The following is a 23,128-nucleotide window of genomic DNA, read 5'->3' as shown; positions in this document are numbered from 1 at the left end:
CACACTTAATAATTGGGTCATTAAAAGTCGTAACTTACCCCTACACGCATTTCCCACACGGAAGATTCCTTGTAGAAGTTTTGATCTTCGTTACCACTGTTAAAGTTTTCATAATGGTATTTACCATCTTTAACTGACATCTCAACCATACGATTACCAACGAATTCACCTTGTTTCATCACGCCCCAATCATCATTGATCATATTACCTACATTTTTAATGATAAAGAATGCGTTGCCGCGATGACCTTCAATTAAACCAGGAATCTCTTGGTTAATTTTAATATCAAAACTTACATACCAATCGGCATTTTGTGCATTACGACCTGTTGTTTGACCACGAGCTAACCCTTCTGACTCAATGAAGGCATCAAATGCAGCTACATCAAAGCCTGGGTCATAAACAACATTACCAACTTTAATATCATCAGCTGTCGGTATATAAACTAACTGACGATCGCCTTGCCAGTTATCATCACCAAATGCACGGTCTGAATTGTCATACGTAAATGAATAAGCTTGTCCTTCACTTGCTTGACCAAATAAGCTAAAGCGTGTTTCAAGGCCGCCAATAAGTTCAACACCATAACTTAGGTTCATGGTAAAGCGATGCGGAATCTCATAGTTTGATGTGGTAATTGGCGGGTTAAGTGCATCAGTTGTTGCTAGGTTGCCGTAGTTAGAGCCGGCAACTGCACTCGTCATTGGATTAGCATCTTCAGAGCTAGTATATGAGTAACCAAATGAAGCATCTAAACCAAAATCAAAACTTTTACTTAACGCTAATGAAATTATCGTAGATTTTCCATCACGATTAGTATTTGTTAACACATATTCGTTAGAGACATTATCAATGCCATCAGCATGAGTAACTTCTTTATAGGTCGGACGTCCATCGAATGTGGTACCGTCATATTCTAAATTGTAGTCACGAATTGTCGCAGAATCTTGCTTACGGTTATGCAAAATATCTGCAGAAATGACATAATCATTATCGGTAGTATAAGTAGCACCTAAGGCATATTTCCATTCTGATGGAATTTCAAAATTTGGGTCGGTTGCATTAACAGAGCCATTACCACTAAGTTCATCGAGATCTTGAATCGAATCTACCATTACTTGCGGTACACCATAACCTGGGCCACGAGGGTCTGAAGAAGGCGTATTGAATAAGTCAAATCTGCCATCATCCATAGCAATGGTATCTTTATGGTACTTAGCACGTTCGCTGATATTTACTAAACCATCATTTGAATAGGAGTTTGACAACCAAACATTAGGATTACCGCCTGAATACAGACCAAAACCACCTCTAACTTCTAAATTATCTTGAACTGCCCAGTTAAAGCCGACACGTGGTTGGATTAAATCAATACCGTCCATATTTTTGTCATTTCTAATACCGTAACGTTCTTCAAATTGAGCGTTATAGCGCGGGTTATCGCTACTAGTATAACGGTCATATCGCAAACCTACGGTTAACGTCATATCAATATCAGTTAAGGTGTATTCATCTTGAACATAGAAGGTATGTAAACCATAAGTAAATTCTTGGCTCGCATCACTTGGTACATTGGTGCCGGCCGAGTTATTATAATAAACACGATCAGCTAAACCCGCTTCATATTCATCGATAGAGCCAAAGCGATACTCACCTATGGTATGTTGCATAAATAAGTTAAATGCCGTTAAACTTTCATACTCATAACCAGCAGTAATAGTATGCTCATCTAAATAGTAACTACCGGCGAGTTTAAAGGTAGTAGTTTCCCAGTTCATTTCATTTGATTGACGAGAATCATCTGGTCCTAAAAAGATAGTTGTACCATTGTGACGAATTTGCACTTCACCAAAACCGCTAGCCGCATCTAAAGATGTTTGCCTATTCTCGAGTTCGGTGTGACCTACTCTGACTTCGGTAGAGAAATTGTCTGTCCAATCTGAGTTTAGTGAGCCGACAAACGAGTTTAATTCAGCGCCAGACTCATAAAAATGATTATCTAAAGTCATGCCCCATTCATCAGATTGGTCTAATTTAAAACCATCATTATAGTTATAAACAAAACTAGCACGATGATCTTCGTTGATATTCCAATCTAATTTAACAAGAATCTTTTCATCATCAACCGCTTTACTTGCTGGCGTACCACCCGCGTTATAACCATATTTATCTATCGATATTTGGTTTACACGGTCAATATCAGCTTGGGTAACTTGAGGATCACTGCCACTCATTGGTGAATACTCGAATAATTGCACACCATCTAGTTTTTCATAAGAAGTGTATAAAAATAATGTATCTTCAATTAACGGTAAACCTACATTGAAACCATAGCGCTTATCATCGTAATCACCATTATCTTGGTCTTCACCTTCAATGCTGTCACCTTTCATTGAATCATTGCTGTAATCGTAGAAGAAACTACCATGCACTTCATTTGTGCCTGATTTTGTTACCGCATTGATGTTACAAGAAGTAAAACCGCCATATTTTACATCAAATGGCGCAAGTTCAACCGATACTTGATCAATGGAGTCATAAGAAAAAGGAATACGTGTCGTTGGATAACCATTATCATTTAAACCAAAGCTATCATTCATACGAACGCCATCAACAGTTAAACTGTTAAACCTTGGGTTACCACCACCACACTGAATAGCATCGCTACGACTTTCATCAATGTAAATACGTGGGTCGATGCGAACAATATCTTTAATATCACGATTTATAGACGGGGCATATTTTAAGTCATCAGAGTTAAAGTGAGCGGCTGGTCCTGTACCACCTGACTGCATGCTTATTGAGCGACCCGTAACAACAATGGTCTCCAATGAGCTTTCTGGATTTAATGCTACATTTAGCGGGTACGTTTCACCCAATGTTAAAAAAATATCTTTAACTGTTGTATCTTCAAATTCATTTGAGTCAACAATAATTCGGTAGGGTCCGCCAACTCTCAAACCTTTTGCGGTGAATAGACCGGAATCATTTACTGTAGCCGTTTTAGTCGTTCCTGATGGCACGTGAACAATGGTAATTTGTGTTCCCGCTGCAGCCTGACCATTAGGGCCACTAATATTACCTTTAATGGCGGATGTTGTGGTATTTGCAAGTGCTGAAGTTGATAGCCCAAGAGCAAGAACTAACGCACTACTTATATATGATAGACGATGAGTTTTCATCTGTTATTCCTTTGTTTGGTTATTAAAATGGTATTTTTTATTATTATATGTAAGCAATATAAAAGTTAACCAATTGCTCTGTTTTTCATTTCGAATGAAATTAAAGCAGACTTTTGTTGCATTTTCATTACATCTTTTTACATCTATGTTAAATCATTGAAAACAAAAACATCTGACCAGTTTAATGCTTTTTAAAATAAATATTTAATAAGCATAAAAATCAACACCTTAATAGATATTTCTAAATATATCTATAATGCTAATGTCAAAAATCACTCGCATATAAAATATTGTTATCAATAAGCATGATTTTAATTACATTTTAATATAAGAAACATACCAAGTGGTCAACTAAGCACTATAGAATCACTGTAAAGCCTGATTATAATGGTACTAACGGCTAGTAGAATCCTAACTTAATAGGTGGTTTTAATATTCCCTTATCATTACATAAGAGAAAATATTATTAAAAGCAGGGCTTTTGGCTTATTCATAATAGAAATAGAATTAAGCGACGATATGATGTACTTTTCCTTTTTAATAAATTACATTTACAGCGTAGATAAATAATAGATACGTAATGCACAATCTTCGATTAACTGACTAAATGGTTAATAATAATTTCAAAAAGTGTGTGACTTATGACGGTGTGACTGGTAAAAAGTCCCATAAAAATACTCATGAAAACAATCATGTATACAACAACGAACACTGAGCAAAAACATGACCAGCGAAATTTTAGAAAAGAAGACAGGTAATATAAGGGCAAAAAGCCAAGTAAAAATCCTAACTGCTGCCAGAACCGAATTTGTTTTACAGGGATACAGAGGAGCAACAGTGCAATCTATCGCTGATCGCGCCGAACTACCTAAAGCCAATATTCTCTATTATTTTAAAAACAAAGAAAACATCTATCATGCAGTTCTAGAGCATACTCTGGAGATGTGGGATGAAGGTATTGGTGATATCGAAGCCGATCAAGGTCCAAAAGTCGCCATAGAAAAGTTTATTGAAGCGAAAGTAAGGATGTCATTTAATCACCCTGAATCTTCAAAAATCTATGCCATGGAGATCATCCAAGGTGCTCAGCATTTAAAGGATTACGCTCGTACCTACCAACGCCAATGGGTTAGAGAAAAAGCTAAATTATTTCAACAGTGGATAGATAATGGTGAAATGGCCAATGTTGACCCTGTCCATCTCATTTTTCTTATTTGGTCGGCAACTCAGCACTACGCTGATTTTGAAACACAAATTTTGACCATAATGAACCGAGCAGATTTCGAAGAAGAAGATGTTGAGCAGGTTATCGCTTTTCTGTGTGACATCATTCTCCGTGGTTGCGGCTTAACTTAATTAATTCAAGAGATTATAATGAAAAAGCTTCTGATATTTGCCTTACTATTCTGCGGACTTTCCCCTATGACATATGTACATGCAACGACATTAAAAATAGCCACCTTCAATGTCAGTATGGAAGCATTAAATTATAGTGAACATAAACGTGGCGAGCCAGCTCATGTTTCAAACAAAACACTTGCTGACGCGTTAGCCAGTGATCATCAGCAAATAAAGAATATTGCCGAAATAATACAAAGAGTTAACCCTGATATTATTTTGCTCAATGAATTTGATTACCTCAACGATAACAATCAAGCCTTAAAAAGTTTTATTAATAACTACCTAAATAAAAGCCAACACGGCCAGAAGGCCATTGACTTCCCATACTTTTATCAAGGTCCAGTGAATACTGGTGTAAATTCAGGTTTAGATATTGATGGTGACGGTAAAAAAGGCAAATTGCCTGGTGATGGATACGGTTATGGTCACTTTCCAGGCCACTTTGGTATGGCACTGTTATCAAAATATCCAATAGACCTTGATAATATTAGAAGTTTTCAACATTTCAAATGGCATGATATGCCAAATGCACTTATGCCAATCGATGCAGAAACAAACACACCTTGGTACAGCCAATCAACGTGGCAAGCATTAAGGTTATCATCAAAGTCTCATTGGGATGTACCCGTTTTAGTCAATGGTAAAGCTATACATGTTCTTGCAAGCCATCCTACTCCACCAGTGTTTGACGGGCCGGAGGATAGAAATGGCAAGCGAAATCATGATGAAATAAGATTTTGGCATGATTATATTTCTCCTGGACTAGCTGACTATATCTATGATGATAATGGAGAAAAAGGTGGCCTTAAAACTGATCAAACTTTTGTTATCTTGGGTGACTTTAATGCAACGACTGTTGAAGGTAATGCGATCAAAGCCGGAATTTCCTCATTATTAAACCATGCTAAAATTCAAGACGCCATGCCTTATAGTCAAGCGGGACAATTACATAAACCTGATAATCAAAATGCTAAATACCATACTTCAAATTGGGGTATGAGAGTAGATTATGTATTAGCCTCTGTTTTAGGCCTGACGCTAAAAGACTCAGGTATCTTTTGGCCTTTAAAAAGCGAAGAAAGCTACCGTTTGATCAAGGATCGCCGTGCTTCATCAGATCACCGACTTGTATGGGTAGAGTTAACCACAAAGAACTAATTGTAATATTTATCACTATTAACGACGAAGAATTAACAAAATGAAAAGACTACTTTCTACCGTTTGTATCACCCTAGCATTGGGTGCTTGTACTTCAGCTGAATATTCTAGTGATGTCTCAGCTGATAAATCTGTTTCTTCTCCTAGCACCCCTAAAAACATCATCATGATAGTTGGCGATGGTATGGGGCCCGCTTATACCACAGCTTATCGTTATTTTAATGATGATCCAACGACCCTTGCAATAGAACAGAGTGTATTTGATAAACATTATGTCGGCTCAAGTAGTACCTACCCAGCTAAAGTATCAGGATACATCACAGATTCAGCTGCCGCTGCTACCGCACTCGCGACAGGGGTGAAAACTTATAATGATGCAATCTCTGTTGATGTTACAAAAAAACCACTGTTGACTGTTTTAGAATGGGCTAAGCAGCAAGGAAAAAGAACAGGGGTCGTTGTGACTTCTCAAATAAATCATGCAACACCGGCTTCTTACCTTTCTCATAACGAAAACAGAAATAACTACAATGCCATTGCTGATAGTTATATCGATAATGGCATAAAAGCCGATGTTTATTTTGGTGGCGGCTGGAAATACTTTATCCGAGAAGATCGAAATTTAGTCAACGAATTTAAAGCAGCCGGCTTTCAATACATCGATGATTATAAACAATTATCAACACTCACATTAGATAAACCTGTACTCGGTCTTTTTGGTGATAGTGGCTTACCTTGGGCGCTAGATGATAAAGAGCACCATCGTTTATCGTTGATGACAAAAGCGGCCACAAAACAACTAAATAATTCCAATGGCTATTTCATGTTGATTGAAGCTAGTCAAATTGATTGGGCAGGCCATGGAAGAGACATTGGTGCTGCTATGGCAGAAATGGATGATCTAGCACATACAATCGCTTATCTAGAAGAGTATGTCGCTAACAACCCAGATACCTTAGTTGTACTTACAGCAGACCACAGCACTGGTGGGCTTAGTATTGGAAGAAAAACAGCTAAATCTGATAAAGACATACACAGTAAATACCTATGGCAACCCGAGATACTAAGAACACTGCCACTTTCTCCTCAAGCATTTGCCAAAACCTTTGCCAACAATAACCTATCTTTGCAACAGGTCAATGCAACATTAAATTTTGAAATATCTTCTGAAGAAATGAATTTGTTATTATCGGCAAAACAAGCAGGTATTAAGATTGTCGATGCATACCAACAGTTATCAGAAGCTCAAAAACAAGGTAAGTGGGCACCTAGAGTTGAGGGTCCTATTTTGATAACCCTTAAAAAAATGATAGATATCAAAACAAATACTGGCTGGGGTTCAATTAGTCACTCAGGTACACATACCGCAGTAGATGTTCCTGTATATGCCTTTGGTAAGGGTAGTGAGCTATTTAAGGGACAAATAGATAATACCGATATTGCCAAAAAAATATTTACTTTACTCGGTAAAAGCTAAACAAAAAATAGCAATAAAAAAGCCGACACGTGGCCACACGAGTCGGCTGAGCTTACTTAACCAGGTTCTATCTAACCTTGTAAGCAAAACTGAATAAGTGCTGAGCTATGAGTAAACCACTTAATTTACATTTGCCACGAGTCCCTCTTTTTTATCTTCAATAAATCTCACTTTCTCGCCACTTTGTAAACGCTCTCCGCCGCGAACAACCACACTATCATTGACCGATAAAGCCCCCGTTACTGAAACCCAACGGTTCACACCTTGACCAACCAGCACGGAAACTTTTTGAGCTTGTTGGTCGTTATCTATGGTTAATACGTACGTTTCATTTTCTCTCAACATTAAGGCATCACGTGGCACTAAAATAGCTTCTTTAGGGGATTGTTTTGGCAAAGAAACCGTCACCGCAGTTCCTGCTAACATCGCTACACCATCAGCCGCAAGTCTCACATCAAAGGTACGTGAAGCTTGATCGCCCGCTTGACTCCAAGTACGTACAGGTAACTCAAGCAAGTTTTGATTCCACTTGACCATCACTTTACTGCCTCGTTGCAAAAAGGGAGCAATTGAAATTGGCGCAGCAATTTTAATATCAAGGTTCTTAGTATCAATCAGTTGCACTAACGGTCGACCAATTGAAATCAACTCTCCAATATGGGCAAACCGCTGGCTAATATTGCCTGAAAACGGTGCTCTAATGACCGTTTTCTCTAAAGAAAGTAAGGTTTGCTCAACTGATATATTCAGCGCAGCAACTTCATTAATCGCAATAGTTAAGTCCTTATTAACCCGTTCATATTCACTTAATGCTGAATTGTTTTTTTCACGTAACTTTAAAAATCGTGCTTTCTGGCCCGTAAGATAATCGACATCAGCTTGATGTTGTTTCACCTGTGCACGTTGTCTGGCCAATTGTAATTTCAAATGACGATCGTCAATTTGTGCTAATAGTTGGCCTTTTTTAACTTGACTGCCAACATCTTCGATCCACAGCAACTGACCTGTTTGCTCTGCAGATATTGGCGAATTTTTACGGCTAATGACATTAGCAGGTAGCCAAATGCTTGGTTTTACCTGCTCTTTTTTAACTGATTCAACACTGACTAAGTGTGCTGGTTTTTCTGTCGTTTCTGCTGCATTGGCTTTTTGGCAAATATTCAGCAAAGCAATAGCAGAGATAAAGGTAAAAGTTATTAGCGCAGAACTATACAAATTGACTTTACTCGATTTGTTTCTCGCTGGTGTTAAGTTCGATGGTACAACATTTGTTAGCATTAAATTATTCATGATTTGTTCCTTAATCTCTTGAGTTGCTATTACGCTTTCACGCGATCGCTTGGTAATTGTTGTACTGTATTTTGTTTACTATGATCTAGATTCTGACCTAAGAAAAAGTCGTGCTTAGATAGTCTTAACAAGCATGGCAGTAGTACTATTGTAAATAGAGTACTAAAGGCTAACCCGCCGACAATCACGGCGGCTAAACCACGATATATAACACTGCCAGCACCAGGCATAAGTAACAGCGGTAACATGCCAAAAAAACTCGTAGCTGTGCTCATAAAAATTGGTCTTAACCTTAAAGTTAACGCTTGTTCAATAGCTTCTGTTCGCTCAAGGCCAACTTGTTGTCCTAAACGCGTTTGATGTACTAATAAAATAGCGTTGTTAACGACTAATCCCAACAGGATAATAAAACCAATCATGGTGAGTAAATCAAGTGGTTGAAAGACAGTTAGGTTAAGTAGTTGCAATGCTAAAATACCGCCAACCGTGGCTAAAGGAATGGTAATAACGACCAATAAGCTATCCTTGACTGACTTGAATAAAGCCGCCATTAATAGAAATAGAATTACTAAAGCAAAAGCGAAGTTGTCCGCCATCACACTAATCGCTTTATCTAACTGATCGGCACTACCACCATATTGAATATTGCCGTCCTCTGGCATGACATTACGTAATTTTGGCTCTATTTGAGACTTTAATGCCGATATCGTTTCTTCTAGTGACCAACCTTTTGGCGGGTTAACATTCAAGCTAATGGTGCGTTGTCCATCAATACGCGTTAATCGGCTTGGTCCCACGGTTCGTTGAATATCGACTAAATTAGATAGCGGCGTAACACTGCCATTTCCCGTAACAACTGGAACATCGCCTAAGTTATCAGGATCATCCCAACCATCAGCACGTAAAATCATGTTCAAACGTTTGCTGCCATTAAAATACTCACCAACATATAGACCATCCCCCATGGTTCTCACCACGCGACCTACATCTCGTCGGTTCCAACCTTGCTCTAAAATATTACGATCGTTCGGGCTTAAATTAATCTCTGGCTCTGACATTGCCAGACCAGGATTAGCATTAACATTTGCCCCTTCAATCGCTTCTTTAATCCAATCGATACCTTGACGAGCTACTTCTTGCAATGCCTTGGTATCTTTTGATTGCAAATGTACCTGTACTTGTCTGCCACCACCAAAACCACCAAATAAGTTACCTTGCCGTGCGAATACTCGCGTATCAGGTAGGTCGATGAGTATTTCATTTCGAACAATATCAAGTAGCTCATCAACGCGGTCTTGGTCTTTTACCCTCACGCCTAAACTGCCGCCAAATGAGCCACCAAAGATATAATAGTTCTTCAAAGCAGGCTCTTTAGTGCCATCCATATAAGGTTTTAACCGTTCCACCATAGGTTGAATAATTTCCTTTTCGATGGTTTTGACATTTGCTCCTGGTGGAAACTGTAAGTTGGCATCAATAGCATCGCGCTTAACCGGCGGTAAATAATCAAGTTTAGGTAGGGCAATGATAGAGATAACAATCGGCAATATTAATAGGCTTAAAGCAAGTGATAAGCGCTTAGCGCGACTACTGGTGCTATTCATGACAAAACGGGTAATTCTCTGCCACAGTTTTTTATTTGGATCGTTTACTTCTTGCTGTTTGAGAAAGTATTTTGCTAAAACAGGTAAAAGCACTACTGCAACAATAAGTGAAACCGACACTGCAATAGCAATGGTCAACGCTAAATCACCAAAAAGTTGCCCTTCAATATCTTTTAAGAAAAACACCGGTAGGAAAATTGCGACAGTTGTTGCAGTAGATGCCAGTAAAGCCCCCCATACCTGCCCTGCACCTTGCTCAGCGCTGTCGTGTTCATCTAATCCCTTATCACGCATTCGTAAGATATTTTCTAATACCACAATGGCAGCATCAAGCACCATGCCCACGGCAAAAGCTAAACCCGCCAGTGAGATAACATTAAGCGAGCGACCTGTTATTTCCAAGACGATAAAAGTACTCAATAAACTTACCGGAATCGCAGTAGCAATAATTAACGTAGCCCGAGCTCTGCGAATAAAGAACCATAAAACCGATAACGATAATACAATCCCGACAAATAGATTACTGGTCACCAAATTTATGGCGCGATAAATAAAAACAGAGGCATCAAAAGACTGCACCATAACTAACTTTTTATCCGCAAGTAACTCATTATTAAGTAAAGCTACCTCTGATTTCACACGGTTTAAAGTTTCTAAGACATTAGCGCCATTGGCTCTGTCGATGCGCATTGAAAAGGCTGGATTACCATTTTGTACCGCTAGCCCTTGTCTATCATTACGGCGCACCTTAACAGTTGCAATATCACTTAAACGAATATTACGACCACCACGAGATTCAAGCATTAATTGAGATAACTCATCAACATTGTATTTTCCGCTATATCGCAAGGTATATTGCCGTCTACCAACATCTACAAATCCCCCTGAGATGTCATCACTTGCAGAAACTAATGCGATCAATTCCGGAATTTCAATACCATATTCCGCTGCTTTTATCGGATCGTATCGGATTTGCAGCTCTTCTCTGTTTTGTTCCATAAAGGTTTGTACACCAGCAACGCCTTCAACCGCTTCAAGGCGCGGTCTAATCACATCATTGGTAAAATCAATATATTGGTTTATATCTTGCGCATTGCCTGGTAAAGCTTGTAAAAAGAAAAAGGTGAGCGCGGGAGTATTCCCGCCAAAGCCACCTAGCATAATACGAGGAGGTCTTGCATCACGTGGTAAATTGGCCACACGTGTCATTCGACTAATCACTTCAATTAGAGTCTGTTCCATATTAGTGCCGACGCCAAACGACAAATTGATATAAGCACTTCCTCTATTGGCAAAAGCGTTCATTGACTCTAGACCAGGAATACCACGTAATACTTGTTCTTGGGGTTCAATGATTTCAGATTCTATTTCTTTAGGTGATGCTGAGCGCCAAAAGGTTTGCACAGCAATTTGTGGACTTTCAATATCAGGAAAAAGCTGAACAGGTAGTTTAAATAAACTGAGCATACCGACCAGTAAAGTTAGGGCAACAACTACAGCGACGGCTGCTGGGCTAGTTAAGGCGCTCTTGGTGAGTTTCATTGCGATACCAACGTTGGGTTACATTATTTAACAATCAAGATACAAGTCCTCATTAATAAAGAAAGGTAACTTGCGGTTAATCGAGATAAAAATACGACCAATAACCAAAGAGAAATGCTTTGAAATTAGCTGACATAATTAGACATATTTAGGAAGATGAGTTTTATAAATGACAGCAGACCTTGAGAACCTTTACTTACTAAGAATCATATTCTCAATACTTACGTGCTTGAAATACTGTTGATTAATAACACAATAAGTTATAATCCATCCAAATATCTGCTCGAATTATCTGCCATCATGAGACCAACACTTTCTATAGGACTATACCCATTAATTCTGTCCCTTTTCTTAACTGCGCAAGCATTTTCAGCAGAGGCAGATAACAATAGTGTCGAAAAAGCTCCTCACCAAAAAGCTTTTGACAAATGTCTATTTAATGCGATCAAGAGTGCCGATAAAAATGCCACGCTCGCGCTAATAGAAACACAATGCGAACAACAGATAGCACGCAACATTCTCAAAGATAGCGAAGAACAAGATATTGAATTGGGGGCACTTTCCCATAGAATAATCAAAGAAAAGAGAACAGCAGCCGATCCTTATGTGCTTACGCCACATAAAATGAATTACATCTTACCTTTTTCTTATGTAGATGAAATTAACCGGGAAGCCTATCAAGCTGTTTCTACCTGGGCTGATGATTTAAAAAATGCTGAAGCAAAATTTCAAATAAGCCTAAAAATCCCTTTACTGACTGGCTATTGGTTGAATGAAGGCGATCAATTATTTTTTGGTTTTACGCTAGAGTCTTGGTGGCAAATCTACGCAGATGAAATTTCTAAACCATTTAGAGAAACAAATTATCAACCTGAATTCTTCTATGTAACGCCGCTGAATTACCACCCGTGGGGAGGAAACTCAGCCTTAATTATCGGTTTCGAGCATCAATCTAATGGCCGTTCTCAGTTACTCTCTAGAGGCTGGAATCGCCTTTATATTAATTACCTTTATGAAAAACGTAACTTCGCCCTATCCTTTCGTCCATGGTATCGCGTTCCTGAAAATGAAAAATCTTCGCCAACAGATGGTCAAGGTGATGACAATCCCGATATCTTAGATTACATGGGTCACTTTGAATTAGGTATGGTGTACAAACACAGTAAAGATTTTGAATTCTCTTTCAAAGGACGTGAGAATTTTGCTACGCATAATGGTTTTGTTGAAGTCGGCGCTACCTTTCCATTATGGGGGAAATTAAAAGGTTACGCCCAATTTAGCAGTGGTTATGGTGAGAGTTTGATTGATTACAACGTTAACCAAAAACGCTTTGGCATTGGTATAGCGCTAACAAATATCTTGTAAGCTAATCATGCTGAAACCATAACAAGATGACTGTGTTCACACTAAAATGTGTAATCCCTTTCATGTTTTCTAATACACAGGATTCATCCCCCTAATACATAATATGGCTTCATGTTTAGTAAAATAAGGAGCGTTAAGCTGTTATCATACAGTTACTGCTCATGTTACTAACTCCCCTTAAAGTTGCTTTTATGCGCTATACGATAAAGTATGGGTAGTACCAATAACGTTAGCAAGGTAGAGGAGATAATTCCGCCAATCACTACGGTAGCTAGCGGTCGTTGCACTTCTGCACCCGTACCTATATTAAGCGCCATAGGGACAAAACCAAGTCCCGCCACTAAAGCAGTCATCAAGACAGGTCGTAATCGGATCATTGCACCGTCAATAATGCCCAAAAGTAACTCTCCCCGCTCTTTACATAAGTCACGAATAAAGGAAAGCATCACCAAACCATTGAGTACTGCGACACCTGACAAGGCAATAAACCCGACCCCCGCAGAAATAGATAAAGGCATGTCACGAAACCACAACGCAAAAACACCACCCGTTAGCGCTAACGGTATCCCTGTGAATATAATTAAGGCATCTTTAAGGTTGCCAAATGCCATAACTAACACCCCTAAAATTAACAGCAAGGTCAATGGAATGACAATCATTAAACGTTTACTAGCCGATTCCAATTGCTCGAAGGCACCACCATACTCGAGCCAGTATCCCGCAGGTAAATCAATATTATCTTGAATTTGTTGTTTAGCCTTTTTGACAAATGAGCCTAAATCAGTGCCACGTATATTTGCAGTGACCACAATTCGGCGTTTACCATTTTCTCGACTGATTTGATTCGGTGCTGGCGCTAACGTCAAGACAGCAATTTCTGATAATGGCACATAGCTCCCATTTGGCAAAACAATAGGCAAGTCGCTCAATCGGCTGACATCTTGCCTAACCTGCTCTGGCAGTCTCACTACAATATTAAAACGGCGATCGCCTTCATAAATCACACCAGCATTATCGCCACCAATGGCCGTAGATAAAGCATATTGCAATTGTGCGACATTCAGGCCATACCGTGCTAATTCAACCCGTTTAGGATGTATTGATAACATAGGTAATCCTGTCACTTGTTCAACTTGAATATCGCTAGCCCCGTCAATTTTTTCAATCACTGCTCGAATCGCGTTCGCTGATTTGAGTAGCTGCGTTAGATCATCACCAATAACCTTAATTCCTAAATCAGCTCTCACACCAGAAATAAGTTCATTAAAGCGCATTTCAATAGGCTGGGTGAGCTCAAAATTATTGCCTGGTTGCCCAGCCACAGACGCCACAATTTGTGCTGCCAGTTCACCATGACTTAACCTTGGATTTGACCACTGACTGCGTGGGTTTAACATCACATAGGTATCAGCGATGTTAGGGGGCATAGGATCATTGGCCACTTCAGGGGTACCAATTCTAGAAAAAACATTTTTAACTTGAGGAAATTGTTTTATTTTTAATTCCAGTGCTTTTTGCATTTCAATTGACTGGCTTAGACTTGTACCCGGAATACGAATAGCTTGCAAAAGTATGTCTTCTTCATTGAGCTGCGGAATGAATTCAGAGCCTAGTGTGGTGGCTAACCACATTGAAAAAGCAACCAAAGCAACACACGCGAATAAAATTATCCAACGTAGATTCATTGCTGCAATGAGTAGTGGTTTATACACAGATTTAGCAGCACTGATCACAGGGCTTTCTTTTTCACTTATTTTCCCCTTCATAAATAAAGCAACAGCAGCAGGTACAAGGGTTAATGACAAAACAAGTGCTGCCATTAACGCCATTACAACCGTTGCTGCCATCGGGTGGAACATTTTTCCTTCAACACCGGTTAAACTAAATAACGGGATATAAACAATGGTTATTATGAAGACGCCAAATAAGCTTGGTCTGATCACTTCATTGGTGGCGGAATAAACCACATGTAACCGCTCTTTTCGAGAAAGCACACCGTTTTGTCTAGTTTGAGCATAACTTAAACGTCTAATTGAGTTTTCAACAATGATGACTGCGCCATCAACAATTAGACCAAAATCAAGTGCGCCTAAACTCATCAAATTGGCTGAAACACCTGCTTTCACCATGCCTGTGATAGTCGCTAACATCGCTAAGGGAATTACAGCAGCAGTGATCAATGCTGCTCGAATATTGCCAAGTAACAAAAATAAAACAGCAATGACTAATAAAGCACCTTCTACTAAATTTTTTTGCACTGAGTACATGGCTTTATCAACAAGCGTCGTTCTGTCATAGACTGACTCAACGAGAATGCCTTCAGGCAATGACAATTTAATTTGTTCTAACTTATTAGCGACAGCTAAGGCAACCACCCGAGAATTCTCTCCCACCAGCATCATGGCACTACCGAGCACGATTTCTTTACCCGCAGAAGTTGCAGCACCAGTGCGCAGTGATTTGCCAATAGCAACCTGTGCAATATCCGCTATTGTCACCGGAATATCATCGATGACTTTGACAATAACTTGCTCTATATCGATAATATTTTCCAGCTGCCCTGTCGCTCTAACCGTAAGTTGCTGACCATTTTGTTCTATGTAACCCGCTCCACGATTGCTGTTATTATTATTCAAGGCAACATTGATATCCTTAAATGATATTGAAAATTCAAGCATTTTCTCAGGTAATGGCGTGATATGATATTGCTTGTCATAACCACCTATTGTGTTAATTTCAGTAACACCGGCCACTAATGCTAATTGAGGTTTAATAATCCAGTCTTGAATTTCCCGCAACGCTGTTGCATCGTACGGTAAGCCAGTTGCTGTTAATGCTTGTGGTGATGCCACCACGCTATACATAAATATTTCTCCCAACCCCGTTGATATAGGCCCCATTTCAGGCTCTAAACCAGTTGGTATTTTATTTTTAATAGCGCTTAGTTTTTCATTGATCAGATTTCGAGCAAAATATAAATCGGTATCTTCACTAAAAACCACTGTCACCTGTGATAAACCATAACGTGAGATAGATCGCGTATATGACAAATTTGGAATGCCCGTAAGTGCTGTTTCTACGGGAAAAGTAATGCGCTGCTCTGTTTCAAGTGGTGAGTAACCTGGTGCACGGGTATTAATTTGCACTTGAATATTGGTAATGTCAGGCACTGCGTCTATGGGTAGTTTGTGATAACTCCAATAACCAAGGCCAATGAGGGCAAATATCATGGTCATCATCAGCCAACGGCGTGCGATGGAAAAACGTAGTATAGATTCAATCATGTTTATCTCCTTAGTGAGCGTGCGCTGCGCCAGCTTTGCCTAAATCAGCTTTTAGCAAATAGCTATTGGTCAACGCATATTCTTCACCTACTTTTAGCCCAGAGATAACTTGACTAAATTGTCCATCCGTTTGACCAAGTATTATATCCCGCGTTTCATAGCCGCCTTTATTTGTCACAAAAATGATGTTTTTTCCTTCAACTTTTTGCAAGGCTTGATTATCAATAACTAAGTTCACCTCCACTTGCTGAGTTACTACATTGCCCGTTAATAGTTGTCCCGGTAACCATAAGCCTTTGCGATTATCCAAAGGCACTCTTGCCGTTATAAATGGCTGATTTTTATTGGCCATCAAATGCATAATACGCGATTGAGTTGTCGCAAATGTTGATGAAATAGTGACTAGTTGACCCGTTTTAATTGCTTGTTGTTGACTTGGAAATATCTTGTATTCACCCCATAGCTCTTGATAATTTTCTACTGTTAATAACGGTTGTTGATTGGCTAATTCGCCGGCGTTAGCATGTCGCTCTGTTATTATTCCTGATATAGGCGCGTTAATGTTATAACGCGTTAAACTATCGCTTGATTCTACTTGAGCAATATTTTCACCCGCCGTAACAATATCACCAACATTAGCGGTTAATTTAATGATCAGTCCTGGATATCGTGCACGCACCTCACTTATTGCGCTTGAGTCAATCACAATTCGGCCGTAAACAGTGGTCACTTTTTTTATTTGCCCTCCACCTGCTGTGACATTGATGATTCCTGCTTTTTTCGCATTTGCTTTGGTAATTTCAACATGCCCTTCTTCTTCATTATGTTCATTTTTATCTGCATCTTGATGCACATTGTTATGACCATGATCATCTGTCGCTACCGCTTTATTGGTTATGGCTAAGGTGCCTAACGCTATTGTGAATAAAAATAAAACGCTGGATCTAATTGCTCGGTAAATCAGTTTATTGTCATTCATTAGTTTGTTACTGGTTTCTCTTTGGGAAATTGTCATGAAAAATACCTTAAAATGCTCTTTGTTTGCCGAAACTACTTGGTTGCGCACCGCTGCTCTGCGAGGCAGACAATGGCTCAGCGATAAGTTGTTCTATTTGAATGCCATAACGTAAAGCTGCTGCAGAGTCAATCATGGCACGACGAGCAAAGAGTAATTCTTGCCTCGCACTTAAATAATCCAAATAGCTATAGCGACCTCTTTGGTATGCTGTCTGAGTCTCATTCAACGCTTCTGTCAATGTTGGTATGATGCTATCTTGCAGATTGTTCGCAGTAAAAATAGCTTGCTTCCTATTTGAATAAGCGCGATATAGCTGATTATGTAGAGCCATCATGGTGGCTTCTCTTTTAACGCTTACTTCGTCTCGCGCTGCTTGTGCTGAGCTAATCGCACCGACATTGCGTTTTGAGGAAAATAACGGCATGCTAAAACCAGCAGTAAGAGCGGTATCATTTACCATTTGGATTTGCTTAATACCCACCGACCATTTTATATCTGCACTAGACTCCGTGCGGGCTAGCCTTAATTGTGCTTCTGTTAATCGCTCTTGAGTGGCATATATTAAAATTTCAGGATTCTGTTTCACTTTTTCCAGTAAGGTTTTAAATTCTATATCCGTTGAAAACTGATACAAACTTCCCTCAACACGGGTAAATGAGGGTGTCATCTCATTCCACATCATAGCGAGCGCAGCTTTTGTGTAATCTAGTTGTTGTTGTTCAGATGACATTGTCAGCCTTGCATTGCCTACCGCAGCCAGTGCTCGTTTGATTTCAGCTTTAGGTGCAACTCCCGCTTGAAAACGTTTCTCTACCTCAGTTAATGTTTCCTCAGCGAGGAATACCGCCTCTTTAGCTAGGCTCAAACGCTCTTGGGCTGCAAGGATATCGATATAGCGACGATTAACGTCACTCAATAAGTTCAATGCCTCAATTTTACGCATCGCTGCAACCTGGGTGCTACGGTTACTAATCACATCGGCACGGGCTGCTTTTTTATTACCTAACTCTAAAACTGATGACAGTGATAGGGTGAATTCTGTACTATCGAAGACACCTATATTTCCAGTACCGGCAAAATTCTCCATTTCAAAGCCGACTTCATAAGCTGGACGTAAGCCCTGAGACTGCAACTGCCCTTCAAGAGCATTTTGACGAAATTTAAAGACTTTTAGGGAAGGGTTATCTTTGAGCGTTCGTTTGATCGCCGAAGACAATGTTAAGGGCTGTTGATTAGGTCTTATTATTTCATTTTTACTGTGCACTAATGAACTAAATATCCAGCAAAGTAAAATGAATGATTGCAGGTAGAACCCCCTCGTTGCATTTAACCAAGATATGTTTGTTATCTGTAAAGGCACATTACTAAAATAATGCATCTGTTTTTCCTATTGTTTGAAAAACATACCCGTTACTTATCAACATGCATGTTTCATAGCACACGTTGAGCAAGGCTTAGGTATGTATTGAGAGTAGTTTTTCAACTACCAAAGAAGTCTAAGAAGAATAGAAAACTGATGCTATTGGCGGGCGGAGTACTAGGTCATAAAACATATCGGTTTGACTAGTTTGATAATGATGAAAAGATAATGCAAAGGCATTTACAGAAATCATCAATGTCGTATAGATAAACAGAGTAGGTGAACAACACTGACATGTTTTCGTATTACAATCGCGGCAGTCTTCTTGAATGGCTGTTTTTACTATATCCACTGTTTTTTCATAAGAGTATGGCAAAACAATTGATTTAAATGGTAAGACACTTTCATTATCTTGCTCGATAATTTCACTGGACCCAACACTCGACGTTATTAATAAAACAGAGAGTAAGATAATACAGGTAAGCGCAATCTGGCTGATCGTTTTCAAAGGTATCCAAATTTTTTAAATAGAAAGGATTTAGGCCGAATAAGTACAGCAATTAACATCATTATTTACACTATCACCTGTAAATAGCAGCTTTCTTTCACTAACATGATTTGTTTCTATCGCACAACAACATGACATAACAAGTGCCTTTATTCTTGAATTAGGTATTTAATTACGCCATGATAAACCTTACTGTAAGAGTAAGGTCAAGCATTATGAAAATAAATCAACTCTCTAAATTAACCAATGTACTCAGTAAAACTATTCGATATTATGAGGACGTTGGTTTACTGCCTAAAGCAGCACGAAATAGCAATGGTTATCGGGAGTATAGCTCGAGCGATGTTGATAACTTGATTTTTATTCGTCGATGTCGAGAACTTCAAATTCCCCTAGGTAAGATAAAAATATTAATTCAAGTCCAGGCAGACAGCAGTTCATCGTGCAGTGAGGTTGATCTGCTTATTGAGCAACAGTTAGAAAATGTGCGTAATACGATAACCGAATTGTCTTTACTAGAGAAAACCTTAAATACCTTAGCAAAATCTTGTACTAATGATATTGTTGGGGAGTGTGAAATTTTAAAGAATTTAAAACAGTAAACTAACTACTTCTCATCAATAAATTGACAAATTTATGTAAATAAACAGGCAATAAAAAATTATTACCTGTTTTCTGATTTGAAAAAAATTATACCGTTATTCAGGTAACCCAAAGGTATCAACGACATAATCGAGATCTTTATCGCCTCGACCACTTAGATTAACAAGTACTGATTTTTCTGGAAATTTTTGCGCGAGTTTCATCGCATAAGCAACCGCATGAGAGCTTTCTAAAGCGGGTATTATGCCTTCTAATCGACTCAATTCATAAAAGGCTTCAATACACTCTTTATCAGTAATACTGTCATAAGTCACTTTATTCATGTCTTTCAACATACTATGTTCTGGGCCTACGCCAGGGTAATCAAGACCACTGGCAATCGAATGTACCGGTGCAGGCTCGCCATTCTCATCTTGTAAGGTGTAACATTTAAAACCATGAATAACGCCAGGTTTACCTAACGTCATTGTAGCCGCATGTTCTCCTGTTTTAAAAGATTTACCAGCAGGCTCAATGCCAAACAGTTGGGTTTCATCATCTTCTAAAAAGGAAGAGAAAATCCCCATAGCATTACTGCCACCACCAATACAGGCAACAACACTATCAGGAAGTTCACCTGTCATATCAAAAAATTGCTCTCTGGCTTCAATACCAATAACACGTTGAAAATCACGTACTATCATTGGAAATGGGTGTGGGCCCACGACAGAGCCAATACAATAAATAGTTGAAACTGGGTCTTTAAGGTATGATTCAAAAGCACTGTCTACGGCTTCTTTGAGTGTTTTTAATCCATGAGTTGCAGGGATAACCGTTGCACCTAATACTTTCATGCGCAGTACATTAGGGTATTCTTTTTGAATATCAACTTCACCCATATGAATTTCACATTCTAAACCAAAATAAGCCGCTGCCGTAGCCAATGCAACACCATGTTGTCCAGCTCCTGTTTCAGCTATTAACTTCTTTTTACCTAAATGTTTAGCAAGCAAAGCCTCACCCATACAGTGGTTTAGTTTGTGCGCACCTGTATGGTTTAAATCTTCTCTTTTTAAATAAATTTGACCGCCATATTTTTCTGATAAGCGCTGGCAATGATAAACAGGTGTAGGACGTCCTTGATAATGTTTTCTGATATCTCGAAGTTCTGAAATAAATTTATGAGACTTACTGATAGCAAAATAAGCATCATTAATTTTTTTCATTTCTTCTTCTAAATTAGGGGGAATAAAGGCGCCGCCATACTCATTAAAAAATCCATCTTGGTTCGGATACTTTTTAAAATAATTCTCTTTCATTTTATTCCTTTATGATTATGGGAAGAGTAAAAATAATAACCAGCGATATAAGATACCGCAAGGGTAATTCTGTCGATATTGCCAATCTAAATCAAATAAATGGAAATGAGTATCTAAGGTTAAAAAGAAAAAATGTAACCTTTACAAGTTAAAATAATCCTGTCTCAGCACTATTTTTCTTTCACGCTCAAATTTTTGCTAACTCCTTCTGTCAACTTTTGTTGGTCATTTTGAAGGGTTTATAACTAGCCTCCATAATTATTTTTCCCATGTCCCCTTCCCAACGGCAAAATAGAAGGTAATTACTGAGTTCTGAAAAGTTCCTGTGAAATAACTCAGTGAAAGGCCGAAAACTCAAAAGAATTTATATTTAATTTTAATTAAAACAATTACCTTGTGTTGAATCAAAGTAATTGTTTTAATTAATTTTATAATATTGTTAATCCCCATTAATTTTGTATTTATGAATCATCAGTTAATCGTTTTTCTCAAAGCCTTGTTAGGTAGCTGCAAAGACTTGCTACCCATTATTCTCGTTATTGCATTTTTTCAATTTGCCGTGCTGCAACAGGCTATGCCTAATATTGGCGATATCTTAGTTGGACTCGCATTAGTCGTTCTCGGATTAACCTTCTTTATATACGGCTTAGAAATGGGCTTATTCCCTATTGGTGAGTCAATGGCGCAAGCTTTCGCCAAAAAAGGCAGTATTAGTTGGCTACTGACTTTTGCTTTTTGCCTAGGCTTTGGTACCACAGTAGCAGAGCCTTCCTTGATTGCTGTTGCTGAAGAAGCTGCAACCGTTGCAGCGGCAGGCGGAATAATCAGTAATACAATAGAGTCACAACTAGCGTATGCTGATGGTCTGCGTTTTACTGTTGCCTTTGCTGTTGGCTTGGCCATTGTTATTGGTGTATTACGCATCATACGTGGTTGGCCAATACAATATTTAATTTTAGGTGGTTATGTCGTTGTTGTTCTGATGACTATTGTTGCACCTAGTTGGATTATTGGTATTGCCTATGACTCTGGTGGCGTTACCACCTCAACAATAACAGTGCCTTTAGTAACAGCACTTGGTGTTGGTTTAGCCTCCGCAATAAAAGGTCGAAACCCGATGATTGACGGTTTTGGTTTAATTGCTTTTGCATCTCTAACACCAATGATTTTTGTGATGATTTACGGCATGGTGATCAGTTAATGGAATTATTTTTTGAATTTTTAACGACCTTAAAAGAAACCGTTGTTGATGTTTTACCTATTTTATCAATTATTTTGGGCTTTCAACTATTAGTTATTCGCAAACCCATTCCTCATATCAAACAAGTTGGCTTCGGTTTTATTTATGTACTAATTGGTTTAGCCCTGTTTTTGCTAGGATTAGAGAAAGCCTTATTTCCCCTTGGAAAAATGATGGCGGAGCAATTAACCGCGCCAGAATTCATTCAAACTGGTGAACAAGTATTAACCAGTATTCATTGGACAGATTATAAATGGGTTTTTATATTCGCCGCAGCCATAGGTTTTAGCACGACTATTGCCGAGCCTTCATTGATTGCCGTCGCCCTTAAAGCTGAAGAAGTTTCTGGTGGTGCTATTAATGCCAATAGCTTGAGAATTTCAGTCGCCATTGGCGTTGCTTTTGGTATTGCGCTTGGAAGCTACCGCATCGTCGTTGGTCACCCGATTCATTACTATATTATTGCGGGTTACATTGTTGTGGTCGTTCAAACGTTTTTTTGTCCTAAACTGATTGTGCCTTTGGCGTATGACTCTGGCGGTGTCACTACATCAACGGTAACAGTGCCTTTAGTGGCTGCTTTAGGTTTAGGCTTAGCTAGTACTATTCCAGGGCGTAGCCCATTAATTGACGGCTTTGGCTTAATTGCTTTTGCTAGTTTATGTCCAATCATTGCAGTAATGGCTTATGCCCAACTCACGGAAGCCAGAACACATCGCACAACTAAAAAGTTAGAAAAAAGAAAAAGAATTAAAGAAGAAAAACGTAATTTAAACAGAAATAATGAGGCTCCTTAAC

Annotated in this window: 15 protein-coding genes; 7 read left to right on the top strand and 8 right to left on the bottom strand. The window is 38.9% G+C overall.

Features of this window, described 5'->3' with window-relative positions:
- Positions 1-20: 20 nt before the first annotated feature.
- Positions 21-3,182, bottom strand: coding sequence for a TonB-dependent receptor (locus tag ND2E_RS03880; protein ID WP_033095291.1), 3,162 nt, complete (start codon positions 3,180-3,182; stop codon positions 21-23).
- A gap of 723 nt (positions 3,183-3,905) precedes the next feature.
- Here ND2E_RS03880 and ND2E_RS03885 point away from each other — a divergent pair.
- From ND2E_RS03885 to ND2E_RS03895, 3 genes are read left to right on the top strand one after another with little or no spacing between them, the layout of a single operon-like run.
- Positions 3,906-4,538: a TetR/AcrR family transcriptional regulator gene (locus tag ND2E_RS03885; RefSeq protein WP_033095290.1), complete on the top strand. Its 633-nt coding sequence runs from the start codon at positions 3,906-3,908 to the stop codon at positions 4,536-4,538.
- Positions 4,539-4,556: 18 nt separating this feature from the next.
- Positions 4,557-5,741: an endonuclease/exonuclease/phosphatase family protein gene (locus ND2E_RS03890; RefSeq protein ID WP_033095289.1), complete on the top strand. Its 1,185-nt coding sequence runs from the start codon at positions 4,557-4,559 to the stop codon at positions 5,739-5,741.
- A gap of 40 nt (positions 5,742-5,781) precedes the next feature.
- Positions 5,782-7,218 (top strand): alkaline phosphatase, encoded by a 1,437-nt coding sequence (locus ND2E_RS03895; protein ID WP_033095288.1) that lies wholly within the window; start codon positions 5,782-5,784, stop codon positions 7,216-7,218.
- A 120-nt stretch (positions 7,219-7,338) separates the two neighbouring features.
- On the opposite strand, the gene ND2E_RS03900 is transcribed toward ND2E_RS03895, so the two are convergent.
- Together ND2E_RS03900 and ND2E_RS03905 are read right to left on the bottom strand one after the other, a co-directional pair.
- The gene (locus ND2E_RS03900) at positions 7,339-8,508 is read right to left on the bottom strand and encodes an efflux RND transporter periplasmic adaptor subunit (RefSeq protein WP_033095287.1); all 1,170 of its coding nucleotides are present in this window, start codon (positions 8,506-8,508) and stop codon (positions 7,339-7,341) included.
- A 29-nt stretch (positions 8,509-8,537) separates the two neighbouring features.
- Complete coding sequence (locus ND2E_RS03905) at positions 8,538-11,654, bottom strand: efflux RND transporter permease subunit (RefSeq protein WP_033095286.1); 3,117 nt, start codon at positions 11,652-11,654, stop codon at positions 8,538-8,540.
- Positions 11,655-11,954: 300 nt separating this feature from the next.
- On the opposite strand from ND2E_RS03905, the gene ND2E_RS03910 reads away from it, so the two are divergent.
- Positions 11,955-13,019: a phospholipase A gene (locus ND2E_RS03910; protein ID WP_081962100.1), complete on the top strand. Its 1,065-nt coding sequence runs from the start codon at positions 11,955-11,957 to the stop codon at positions 13,017-13,019.
- A gap of 167 nt (positions 13,020-13,186) precedes the next feature.
- On the opposite strand, the gene ND2E_RS03915 is transcribed toward ND2E_RS03910, so the two are convergent.
- The 4 genes from ND2E_RS03915 to ND2E_RS03930 form a co-directional block, all read right to left on the bottom strand.
- The gene (locus tag ND2E_RS03915; RefSeq protein WP_033095285.1) at positions 13,187-16,303 is read right to left on the bottom strand and encodes an efflux RND transporter permease subunit; all 3,117 of its coding nucleotides are present in this window, start codon (positions 16,301-16,303) and stop codon (positions 13,187-13,189) included.
- A gap of 10 nt (positions 16,304-16,313) precedes the next feature.
- On the bottom strand, positions 16,314-17,318 hold the full coding sequence (locus ND2E_RS03920; protein WP_033095284.1) for an efflux RND transporter periplasmic adaptor subunit: 1,005 nt from the start codon (positions 17,316-17,318) through the stop codon (positions 16,314-16,316).
- 10 nt (positions 17,319-17,328) lie between these two features.
- Entirely contained in the window at positions 17,329-18,699 is a 1,371-nt protein-coding gene (locus tag ND2E_RS03925; protein WP_223303681.1) for a TolC family protein, read from the bottom strand.
- A 118-nt stretch (positions 18,700-18,817) separates the two neighbouring features.
- Entirely contained in the window at positions 18,818-19,189 is a 372-nt protein-coding gene (locus ND2E_RS03930; protein WP_033095283.1) for a hypothetical protein, read from the bottom strand.
- A 215-nt stretch (positions 19,190-19,404) separates the two neighbouring features.
- Between ND2E_RS03930 and ND2E_RS03935 the strand changes: the two genes are divergently transcribed.
- A complete protein-coding gene (locus ND2E_RS03935; protein WP_033095282.1) occupies positions 19,405-19,791 on the top strand; it encodes a Cd(II)/Pb(II)-responsive transcriptional regulator in 387 nt (128 codons plus the stop codon).
- Positions 19,792-19,887: 96 nt separating this feature from the next.
- On the opposite strand, the gene trpB is transcribed toward ND2E_RS03935, so the two are convergent.
- Entirely contained in the window at positions 19,888-21,090 is a 1,203-nt protein-coding gene (gene trpB, locus ND2E_RS03940; RefSeq protein WP_033095281.1) for a tryptophan synthase subunit beta, read from the bottom strand.
- A 463-nt stretch (positions 21,091-21,553) separates the two neighbouring features.
- Between trpB and ND2E_RS03945 the strand changes: the two genes are divergently transcribed.
- Positions 21,554-22,291, top strand: coding sequence for a DUF1538 domain-containing protein (locus ND2E_RS03945; RefSeq protein WP_033095348.1), 738 nt, complete (start codon positions 21,554-21,556; stop codon positions 22,289-22,291).
- A complete protein-coding gene (locus tag ND2E_RS03950; protein WP_033095280.1) occupies positions 22,291-23,127 on the top strand; it encodes a DUF1538 domain-containing protein in 837 nt (278 codons plus the stop codon). Before ND2E_RS03945 ends, ND2E_RS03950 begins: the two co-directional genes overlap by 1 nt.
- The last annotated feature ends 1 nt before the right edge of the window (position 23,128 follow it).

The sequence above is a fragment of the Colwellia psychrerythraea genome, from assembly GCF_000764225.1.
Lineage (GTDB): Bacteria > Pseudomonadota > Gammaproteobacteria > Enterobacterales > Alteromonadaceae > Colwellia > Colwellia psychrerythraea_D.
The sequence above is the reverse complement of the archived record's forward strand: the minus strand, read 5'-3'. Positions and strand labels throughout refer to the sequence as shown.